Below are 10,064 nucleotides of genomic sequence, written 5' to 3' on the forward strand. Positions count from 1 at the left end.
CATTGACCTAAACCAACTGGGTAGACGGTCTTTGACGACCGTAGCGAGAATAAGACTTTGGGTTTTGCCTAAAGCTGTTCTGTCCGCAGAATCTCAGTCTCTTTAGATCTGAGAGTGTCAATTTAATTCGCTCTTCGCTATAGATTCCTAGAAGGATTAACGGTTTCAAAGCAGGGTTCTACACAGCAAACACCGCGCAGTTAGGCCCTGAGAATGGGATACCCCTGGTTAATTGTACCGGGCATCAACTCAATTTCTTCTGGAGTAGAAGCACCTGTGAAAGGAGAGTTAGGATCCGATCGCAACGATTCGTTCAGACGAACGCGCAGTTCTCCGGTATTGCTGATGCCTAGGACAACCCCTGTCGAACCTTCGACAACAAGGGGTTGACCGATGCCAACCATCAGGTTTTGGTAAGATGGCAGCAAAGTCCCTACTCCTTGGTGAGCAAAGGTTTGATATCCCGAGGCGACTGCCCAGAGGGTTAGGGCCGCCAACATTTCCAGAGATGTTATCTCAGGATGAGGGCGATCGCCTAGGAAGGTTTGCAAGTTAATCCCGGTTTCGGGGACAGGGTTGGACCAATTAATGCCCACTCCGACAACAGCTTTGGTAATTTGTCCCTGATGGATTTTGGTTTCCGTGAGGATACCCCCCAATTTGTAGCCCTCCAGAATCAGATCATTGGGCCATTTTAGGCTGACTGGGATATTGTAGGCGCGGAAGGTAGTTGCGAGTCCCCAGGCGCTACAGAGGGTCAGCAGCAGTGCATCCCGGGCATTCAGGTTTGGGGCTAGGGCCACAGACAGATAAAGACCCCCAGGTGATGATTCCCACTGACGTCCCCGCTGTCCTTTTCCCGCAGTTTGACGGGTGGCGATGACCACCGTTCCTGGGGGTGCACCGTCGGCAACCAGGGTCCAGAGGGTTTCATTGGTAGAGGAGACTTGATCGAAGATTTGAATAGAAAAGTCCAGGGATGACGGGGACAAGGACGGTAATGAGGCGAAACCCCCGTCAGTCATTCCAGGATTGACGGGGTGCTGCGATCGCAGACACCGCAGAAAATTTTCTATGCAGTCTTGATTCAGGCCCACAAGAGCGGTTCGGGTAAAGAGTCCGAGGACTAAGGTAGCATAAAATGCGAATTCACACTGAAAAATTTTGGGATTTTTTCCAGTTGGGATTGTAGTCTGAGGCTGTCGCTCCTCCCCTGAATCATTCCTTGATGAATTATTTATCTTTAAACCAAAGATGCATACTTGGCACTGGCGGAATTGGAACGGACTGCCCTATTTGACTTGTAGTTTACTGGAACCCTGGCCTCATGGCTTTTTTACTCAGCAATTTTGGCCGCGATCGCCTATTGAGTTGGTGGAGGTGTTACAACCCACGGCATCGGTGTATCGAGTCAAACAGGTGCATGGAAATACGGTGTTGAGTACCGAGAATTTGACCCCCCAGGTTCGAGAAGAAGAGTTACAAGAGGATGCGCCACCGAAACCGGAGGCGGATGGGTTGCTCAGTGCAGGGTCCCAGGAAGCAATCTGGGTTTGTAGTGCAGATTGTTCGCCGGTGTTGATTGGGGATATGCAAACGGGACAGGTGGCGGCGTTGCATTCAGGATGGCGAGGGACTGCGGCAAATATCGTGGCAGTGGCGATCGCTGAAATGGTGAACGAAGGGAGTCAGTTGGAGCAATTACGAGTGGCGATCGGGCCCGCCATTTCCGGAGAAGTGTATCAAGTTAACACTGAAGTTGCTATCCAAACCTGTGCCAGTCTCGTTGATTTAGACAATCCGGATGACATTGTAAAAACCGTTCAAGGATGGCCCAATTCTCCCATATTACCTGATTCCGAACCCGGAAAAGCCCGGTTAGATGTCCGACGAACCATTGAGTTACAGTTAGAGAAAATGGGAATAACTTCCGAACAAGTCGCCATTTCCTCCCATTGCACCTATCAAGACCCCGAAAACTTCTTTTCCTATCGTCGAAATGGGCAAAAAAAAGTACAATGGTCAGGAATTGTCTCTCGGTAATTCAGTCACTTATTTTGACTTGTTGCCTTGGATTTGACTCGACAACCTCGTAGCAAAAACTATCCCATAACTGACGCAGATTGGGAGAGGTAACCCTAACTGTAGGGGCGAAAAATAAAATCGCCCTTACAGAGATGAGCAGGAGTGTTTGCTCGCGAATCGACCTACTCGACATTAAGTAAGAGTGCGAGACAATCCTATTTTTTAATGATAGAATTGAAAGTGTCTAATATATGCTATAATTTTAGATTAAAAATCAACAATTCACCCTGAAATGAGAATTGATAACCTGGTCATTCATAACTTTAAAAAATTCTCAGACTATAGTCTCCAACTACATCACCAATTTACCCTATTAATTGGCGACAACGGGACTGGTAAAACCAGTCTGTTGGATGCTTTAGCTATTGCGGCGGGGGTATGGTTGGTTAATCCACCGGATAGCACTCTCTCCAACAGTAAACGGAATATTTTACCCAGTGAGATTCGGTTAGAATCTGTGGAAACAGCCGGAGTAACCCAATTTATTGAACATAAACCTGTTGAAATTAAAGCTAGAGGATATGTTGACGGTTTTCCCTATGAATGGTGTAGAAGAATCAATTTAAACGGTTCTCGAACCTCGAATACAGAATCTAAAGAAATCATTGATTTTATTAGCAGTCTCTTTGAAAGAGACCAATTAGGAGAAAAGATTTGGTTCCCCGTGATAGGTTATTATGGAGCGGGTCGAACTTGGCTGCCTTCTAACGCTAATCGTAAAACTGCTAAATTGGAGCAAGGGATTTCCCGCAGATGGGATGCTTTTTATGATTGCTTTGAAGAACGGATTAGACTCGCGGACTTGCAAACTTGGTTTCAGAAAGAGGCGATCGCCTCTCTCCAACGCAGCGGAAAAATGCGCCCGAGCTATGATGTGGTGAAGTGGGCAATTTTACGCTGTATTCCGGGAGCAAATGACCTATGGTTTGATGGCGATCGGGCCGAAATCGTCGTTTCTTTGCAACATCAACCCATCCCCTTCAGCAATCTCAGTGCAGGGCAAAAAATGATGGTTGCTCTGATTGCTGATATTGCCATCAAAGTCGTCAACCAAAATACTAAATTCTTGCCCGAAGTCGTTGACCACAATCCCGAAATTATACCCCATATTCTGCAACAAACACCGGGGTTAGTCCTCATTGATGAGATTGATGTCCATCTACACCCTAAATGGCAGCGGCGTGTAGTCAATGACCTCAAAACAACCTTCCCTTCTATTCAATTTGTTTGCACTACCCATTCCCCCCAAGTCATTGGTCAAATTGAACCCGAAAGCCTGCGTATTCTCTATGAAGATAATGCAGGTAAAATCTGTACCATTACCCCTAAGCAAGGGTTAGGGATGGATAGCTCATGGATTTTACAAAATTTGATGGGAGCCTCAGCCAGGGATATTAAAATTGAACAAGATTTAGACCAAATATTTGATACAATTAATAACGAAAACTATTCCCAAGCTAGAGAACTGATTCAAGCCCTCACTCAAAAAGTGGGGGATTTTCCTGAACTGCAAGAAGCCACTTCATTTTTAGATAGACTCGAACTCTTACAAGAATATGAAAAGGATTAGAAAAACCCATCCGCCAAGAGAATTTTTAGAGTGGCTTAAGGAAAATGAAGGGCTAGACTGTAGTTATGCTGCACTTCAAGGGAAAGAACCATATACGATTTTTAAAAATTATCTGTTAAGAGAACAGGGATTTCTTTGTGCCTATACGGGGGTAAGCATATCCGAGGAAGATTCTCATATTGAACATATTAAGCCTCAAACAGTTTGTAGAAAAGTCCCCAATCCAGGAAATTCCTATTTAGAGGATGTTGAATACCGCAATATGGTCGCTTGCTTCCCACAAGATGGTGGGGATGTCTCTCATGGTTATGGTGCGCCTATCAAAGGAGGATGGTGGAATGAGGAACAATTTGTTTCACCCTGTCAAGAAGATTGTGAAAGAAGATTTATATATGGATGGCGTGGGAAAGTGTCTCCCGCGCAGGAGAATGACAATGCTGCCAATACAACGATTGATATCCTACAATTAAATGCAAAAAGGTTACAAGATAGACGCTATCGAGCAATTGTGGGTTTCTTTGGTTTTAGCAGTAAACGCAAAACGAAGGAGCTAAGTCAGCGAGAAGCTAAAGCACTATTAGCCATCATTGGCAAGCCAAATTCAAGGGGGAATTTTCAGGAATTTTGCTTTGTTTTTGAACAACTTTTACCCCGATATATTAAGTAATAAATTATCACTTTTTCTAGGATATCAAATCAACAGTGTCTAACCTTACCAAGGCAAGCGTGTTCCATCCCAGGAGAAAAATTCTCCTGTATCGGTTTCTTCTAAGTTCTCTAAGACAGTCCAGAGTTGAGAGACAGTTTTTTCTATGGAGAATAATTTTTCGGGGGAAACGTTGCGCTGGAAGGGTTTGGATAAGCGGGTGTTGGTGGTGCCGGGATGGAGGGTGATGACGATCGCCTTTGCACCTTTGCGGGGGTATTCGATCGCCACGGTTCGCATGAGCATATTTAAGGCGGCTTTTGAGGCACGATATCCATACCAACCGCCGATTTTATTGTCGCCGATACTGCCAACTTTGGCGGAAATGGTGGCGAAAATACTGCGCTGATTATGTTGAAATAGGGGAAGTAAGTGTTTGGCTAATAAGGCGGGACCGATGCTATTAACTTGAAAGTACCGCATTAAGTTTTCGGGGTTGATTTGCCGCAAACTTTTTTCGGGTTGCAGGGTGGAATCATGTAACAGTCCGACGCAGTTGATGACGAAATGTAGGGAGTCGGTGTGCTGCTGAATTTGCCCAGTCGCCTCTTGAATTTGCGCTTCGTCGGTGATATCCATTATTAGGCAAATTAGCCGATCGCGATGTTGGCGACTCAGGGTTAATAATTCGGCAGCAGATTCAGGATGGCGATAGCTGGCAAACAAAGTAGAAATACTGGAGTTTTCTAAGCATTTTTTCACAAACCCGAGTCCGATTCCTTGACTGGCACCAATGATAAAAGCTTTCTGGGATTGATTCATAGTTAAGCTCACTAGATGGGTATTATTAATATTGAACCGCAACTCGTCGGAAAAATTTATTCTCGCTGTGGGACAAAATAGGGGTTTGACAGCCTCTAGTTTTTATCCAGAAGGCTCCTTCTTTTGATGGAGGGTGACTGACTCAGGCATTCAGGACGTAGGGTGGCCCTGGGAAGGCGGATGGGGGGAATATATCCGAATGTCTTGACAATCTAGGATCTGGACTCTGAACTCGCTTTGAGACGGCATGACCCCTGACTCATCTAGAATTTTTGATCGCAGTATGGCGGTTCAGGAGTGCAATGGGAGAACAGGAACGGATCTCCCCCTAGAGAGATTGGCAAGATAAACTAAAGAGTAACGACCAATATCTGAGGGTTTGAGTTAGAGTTGAGAGACCTTTGGGTGGATTGTCAACCCAATTGAAGCGATCGCCTCAGTTAAAGATGCGAAAGCTGTCGCGTTATTCTGGTAATTAGTCCAAGGGAACACCAATTTTTCGATGATGACTCAATTTGACAGAGGGACTGTTTGCAACGCCCCAGTTCATCCCCGATTTTGCCACGCAATCTCGGAAAAAATATAATCATGATAGGGTCTACAAGTCTTAATTTTAAGTAGCTTGACCTTTGTCCGGATGATTAAATCTAGGGACTTGTGGACAGGTGACCGTTAATGGTAGTTTAAATAAGAGGTGGAAAAAAAATCAGATGAGCGAATTAAGTTGCTACGAACAGTTAGGAGTCTCAGAAAACGCTTCGTTTGAAGAAATCCAAGAAGCCCGTAGTCGCATGAGCGAACTCCATAGTGGCGATCGCAAACAAGTTGATCTCATTGAAGCGGCTTATGATGAAATTCTGATGCAGCGTCTACGGCAGCGTCAAGAGGGCAAAATTAAAGTCCCAGAACGAATTCGCTTTGCTGAACGGGAAGTCCGCACGATGCCGAGTGCACCCCCAACTCCGACAAAAGAGGCTCCAGCCTGGTTACAAGGATTCTTAGATACGCCATCTCGGTCTGATATTGTATGGCCGGCTGGTGGGTTTTTTGCCTTGAGTCTTCTGAGTTTATTGCAACCGGCTTCTGCACCTTTAGCATTAGCGGTGGGTGTTGGCGTCGGCTTTTATTTTCTCAATCGTAAAGAAAAGAAATTCGGACGTGCTTTGGTGATCACCGTGATTGCCTTGCTAGGGGGATTACTGATTGGTGCGCCCCTAGGCACTTGGTTAACCAGTGTGGGTGTGCTGTTTCCTGCTGATGGTTTAGCGGCTAGTTTTACCTTTTTTGTATTGTGGTTGGTTAGTAGTTTTTTACGGTAATCTGCTCACTATTAATCCCGAAATAAAAAAGGGTAGAGAGTTAATTCTCTACCCTTTTTTTGAGACTTTGAGAAGCGCTCAGTAGCAGTCATCTAACCCCCGATGGAGGGGACTGCTACTGGGTCCAGCCTTTACCTATTCCGCAGCTTGGGGTAGGAGTTCACGCTGTTCACCGGGTCGGACAATCACTTGACCTTCTTCTCCGATGTCTACGATCGCAGTCTCGCCTTCTTTAACCCGACCGGAGAGGATTTCCTCGGCTAAAACATCTTCTAACAGACGCATAATGGCACGGCGCAGAGGACGCGCACCATAAGCCGGATTGTAGCCTTCTTCAATCAACCGTTCTTTAAAGCGATCGGTGACTTGTAAGGTAATTCCTTTCTCGGTTAAACGGCTGAAGACTTCTTTCAGCATAATTTCCGAGATGAGTTTCACTTCGTCCTTGACCAACTGACGGAAGACGATAATCTCATCCAGACGGTTGAGGAATTCAGGACGGAAGTAGTTTTTGAGTTCTTCGTTGACCAAGTTGCGAATGCGGTTGTACTGTGCATCGGCCTGGTTTTCTGAGAATTCAAATCCGAGTCCACCGCCACCTTTTTCAATGACCTTTGACCCAATATTAGAGGTCATGATCAGCAAGGTATTTTTGAAGTCTACCGTGCGACCTTTGGCATCGGTCAGGCGTCCGTCTTCAAGGATTTGCAGGAGCATATTGAAGACATCGGGGTGGGCTTTTTCGATTTCATCGAAAAGAACCACGGTGTAGGGACGACGACGAACGGCTTCAGTGAGTTGTCCACCTTCGTTATAGCCGACGTAACCCGGAGGAGAACCGATGAGTTTGGACACCGTGTGGCGTTCCATGTACTCGGACATATCCAAGCGAATCATGGCTTCTTCGGCACCGAAGAAGTAGGACGCTAGGGCTTTGGTCAGTTCGGTTTTACCAACGCCGGTAGGACCGGAGAAGATAAAGCTGGCGATCGGGCGGTTGGGGTTTTTCAGGCCGACCCGGGCGCGACGAATGGCGCGGGAGACGGCTTTGACGGCTTCTTCTTGACCGATGAGACGCTGATGGAGGGTGTCTTCCATGTGCATCAGTTTCTCGGATTCGGATTCGGTGAGTTTGTTCACCGGAACGCCGGTCCAACTGGCGACGATTTGGGCGATGTCTTCTTCGGTGACGACGGGGGAGAGTTCGGTGTCGCTGACGCCGGTTTTTTTGGTATTGGCGATCGAGCGGATTTCGGCTTTGATCTCCATTTCGCGATCGCGCAGTTCTCCGGCGCGGTCAAAGTCCTGGGAACGCACGGCGTCGTCTTTGTCTTTGAGCACTTGCCGCAGTTCTTTATCCAGTTCTTTCGCCGCAGGAGGCAGTTGGGAGTTAATCAACCGGACTCGTGAACCGGCTTCATCTACCAGGTCGATCGCCTTATCGGGTAGGAAGCGATCGCTGATGTAGCGATCGGACAGTTTGGCTGCTGCTTCCAGGGCTTCATCGGAGATTTTCAGTTTATGGTGTTGCTCGTAGCGCTCGCGCAAACCAAACAGAATCTCAATGGTTTCATCCACCGTCGGTTCGCCCACCATCACCGGCTGGAAACGGCGTTCTAAGGCCGCATCCCGCTCGATATGCTTGCGATACTCATCTAAGGTGGTCGCCCCGATACATTGCAATTCACCCCGTGCCAATGCTGGTTTGAGGATGTTTGCGGCATCGATCGCCCCTTCGGCTGCACCAGCCCCAATCAGGGTATGCACTTCATCAATCACCAGGATGACGTTCCGCGCCGAGCGGATTTCATCCATAATTTTCTTCAGGCGTTCTTCAAATTCACCCCGATATTTGGTTCCGGCAACCAGTAACCCAATATCTAAGGTGACGACACGCTTTTCTTCCAGGATATCCGGCACGTCGTTATTGGCAATCCGTTGAGCCAATCCTTCGGCGATCGCCGTTTTACCGACCCCCGGTTCCCCGATCAGCACCGGGTTATTTTTAGTCCGGCGACCCAGAATCTGGATCACCCGTTCAATTTCTTTCTGACGCCCCACCACCGGATCCAATTTCCCTTCCGCTGCCATTTGGGTCAAATTCGCCCCAAATTCATCCAGAGTAGGAGTCTTGGTCCGGGCGTTGCTGGCTCCAGAGGTCACCTCAGCGGTTTCCCCCAGCATCCTAATCACTTGAGTCCGGACTTTCGAGAGGTCAACCCCTAGGTTTTCTAAGACCCTAGCTGCCACTCCTTCGCCTTCGCGAATCAATCCCAGTAACAGGTGTTCGGTGCCGATGTAGTTATGGCCCAGTTGACGCGCTTCTTCTAGTGAAAGCTCCAGAACCCGCTTGGCTCTAGGCGTAAACGGAATTTCCACTGCCACGAAACCGGAACCGCGACCAATAATTTTTTCGACTTCAATGCGGGCATCTTTGAGATTAACCCCCATTGACTTGAGCACTTTTGCTGCTACTCCGGTACCTTCTCCGATGAGACCCAGGAGGATCTGTTCGGTACCCACGAAGTTATGTCCCAGGCGGCGTGCTTCCTCCTGAGCCAGCATAATCACTTTAATAGCTTTTTCTGTGAAGCGTTCAAACATGGCTTAATCCCTTTACCGACACATTTGGCGCGTAAGAACCTGCTTTCTACCCTAACTGAGATCAAACGACAAGCACCTCGCCCTTCAAGAGTATTCTTTTCAGTGGCTCAAGTCCTTGGTAATTTCTCCACAGTTAGGGTTTGAATAGCACCTTCAGAAGCATTCCACCATTTCTGAACCCTCGCTCTCTATGTCCTAGAGGATTTGCCCTAGTTCCGAGTTTTGAGTTATACTGTGCGTTTGGGTATGGCAACGGTTAACTCTCGACTCCTGAGATTGAAGGGGATTCGGAAGGGGATCGGAAGGAGGTTTTGAAGGCCGAAGCCAATTGGCTTTGGGTCAATTCCCGCCATCCCTTTGGTACTTTGACCTTTAGCATAGCAAAAGTCTTCCTTTTCGTGCCACCGCTTTTAGATTAGGCAAAAGTTTTGGTGTTCTGGAATTGGGGGCGATCGCCTCCGAGGGACGGTTAGGGGGATGGCCCTTGATTCGTCATTTGTCATTTGTTGTTTGTCATTGGTCCTTGGATCCGGGTGTGATGCCCTGATGGGGGGAGCATATTGATCCCTGTCTCTAGGAAAAATTTCTGCAAGAGGCGCTATTAAGGATGCTCGGGATCGGTCCGATGATGGCGGGGGAGCGATCGTCCTTTTTTTACGCAAGATTACGCAATGGCGATCGCCGTTTATCGAAGCGATTGGATAAAAGCGCTCTTTTTTTGTTCGTAAATTCCGTAGTTATACGGATAAATTAAATCAATTTTGAAAGGGTTTTGATGCCAGGATAAACGCTCTTCAATTCCACCAAATGCTGGATGGAGTCGGGTCAAACCCTCTGACGACTTGGGATGAAAAAACTCTCAGATAATATGGTCATTTTTGGGTCATAATCCTGTGATATTATCAAAAGGAGTAGAAAACAATATCAATCCAGGAGGACTCCATAAAATGGCGGTTAATATTGGTCAATTGCCCGTGTAACCTGATGTGATGGTAACAATTGCTGGGACAGTAGTTGC

The 10,064-nt window shown here is 47.2% G+C and carries 7 protein-coding genes; 4 read left to right on the forward strand and 3 right to left on the reverse strand.

Translation table 11 applies throughout. The annotated features are described in order from the left end of the window. Positions 1 to 200: 200 nt before the first annotated feature. Positions 201 to 1,097 (reverse strand): biotin--[acetyl-CoA-carboxylase] ligase, encoded by an 897-nt coding sequence (locus tag J0895_RS10925; protein WP_207088127.1) that lies wholly within the window; start codon positions 1,095 to 1,097, stop codon positions 201 to 203. 157 nt (positions 1,098 to 1,254) lie between these two features. Between J0895_RS10925 and pgeF the strand changes: the two genes are divergently transcribed. The 3 genes from pgeF (at position 1,255) to J0895_RS10940 (ending at position 4,322) form a co-directional block, all read left to right on the forward strand. After that, the gene (pgeF, locus tag J0895_RS10930; RefSeq protein ID WP_207088128.1) at positions 1,255 to 2,043 is read left to right on the forward strand and encodes a peptidoglycan editing factor PgeF; all 789 of its coding nucleotides are present in this window, start codon (positions 1,255 to 1,257) and stop codon (positions 2,041 to 2,043) included. A gap of 274 nt (positions 2,044 to 2,317) precedes the next feature. After that, complete coding sequence (locus J0895_RS10935) at positions 2,318 to 3,655, forward strand: AAA family ATPase (RefSeq protein WP_207088129.1); 1,338 nt, start codon at positions 2,318 to 2,320, stop codon at positions 3,653 to 3,655. Next, positions 3,642 to 4,322: a retron system putative HNH endonuclease gene (locus J0895_RS10940; RefSeq protein WP_207088130.1), complete on the forward strand. Its 681-nt coding sequence runs from the start codon at positions 3,642 to 3,644 to the stop codon at positions 4,320 to 4,322. The genes J0895_RS10935 and J0895_RS10940 overlap by 14 nt, the downstream gene beginning before the upstream one ends. A 45-nt stretch (positions 4,323 to 4,367) precedes the next feature. Here J0895_RS10940 and J0895_RS10945 read toward each other — a convergent pair whose 3' ends face one another. Further along, positions 4,368 to 5,123, reverse strand: coding sequence for an SDR family NAD(P)-dependent oxidoreductase (locus J0895_RS10945; RefSeq protein WP_207088131.1), 756 nt, complete (start codon positions 5,121 to 5,123; stop codon positions 4,368 to 4,370). A gap of 710 nt (positions 5,124 to 5,833) precedes the next feature. Between J0895_RS10945 and J0895_RS10950 the strand changes: the two genes are divergently transcribed. Continuing rightward, on the forward strand, positions 5,834 to 6,442 hold the full coding sequence (locus J0895_RS10950) for a CPP1-like family protein (RefSeq protein WP_207088132.1): 609 nt from the start codon (positions 5,834 to 5,836) through the stop codon (positions 6,440 to 6,442). A gap of 135 nt (positions 6,443 to 6,577) precedes the next feature. On the opposite strand, the gene J0895_RS10955 is transcribed toward J0895_RS10950, so the two are convergent. Then, positions 6,578 to 9,046: an ATP-dependent Clp protease ATP-binding subunit gene (locus J0895_RS10955; protein WP_207088133.1), complete on the reverse strand. Its 2,469-nt coding sequence runs from the start codon at positions 9,044 to 9,046 to the stop codon at positions 6,578 to 6,580. Positions 9,047 to 10,064: the final 1,018 nt, after the last annotated feature.

Source organism: Phormidium pseudopriestleyi FRX01 (assembly GCF_017313335.1).
Classification (GTDB): Bacteria; Cyanobacteriota; Cyanobacteriia; order Cyanobacteriales; family Laspinemataceae; genus Laspinema; species Laspinema pseudopriestleyi.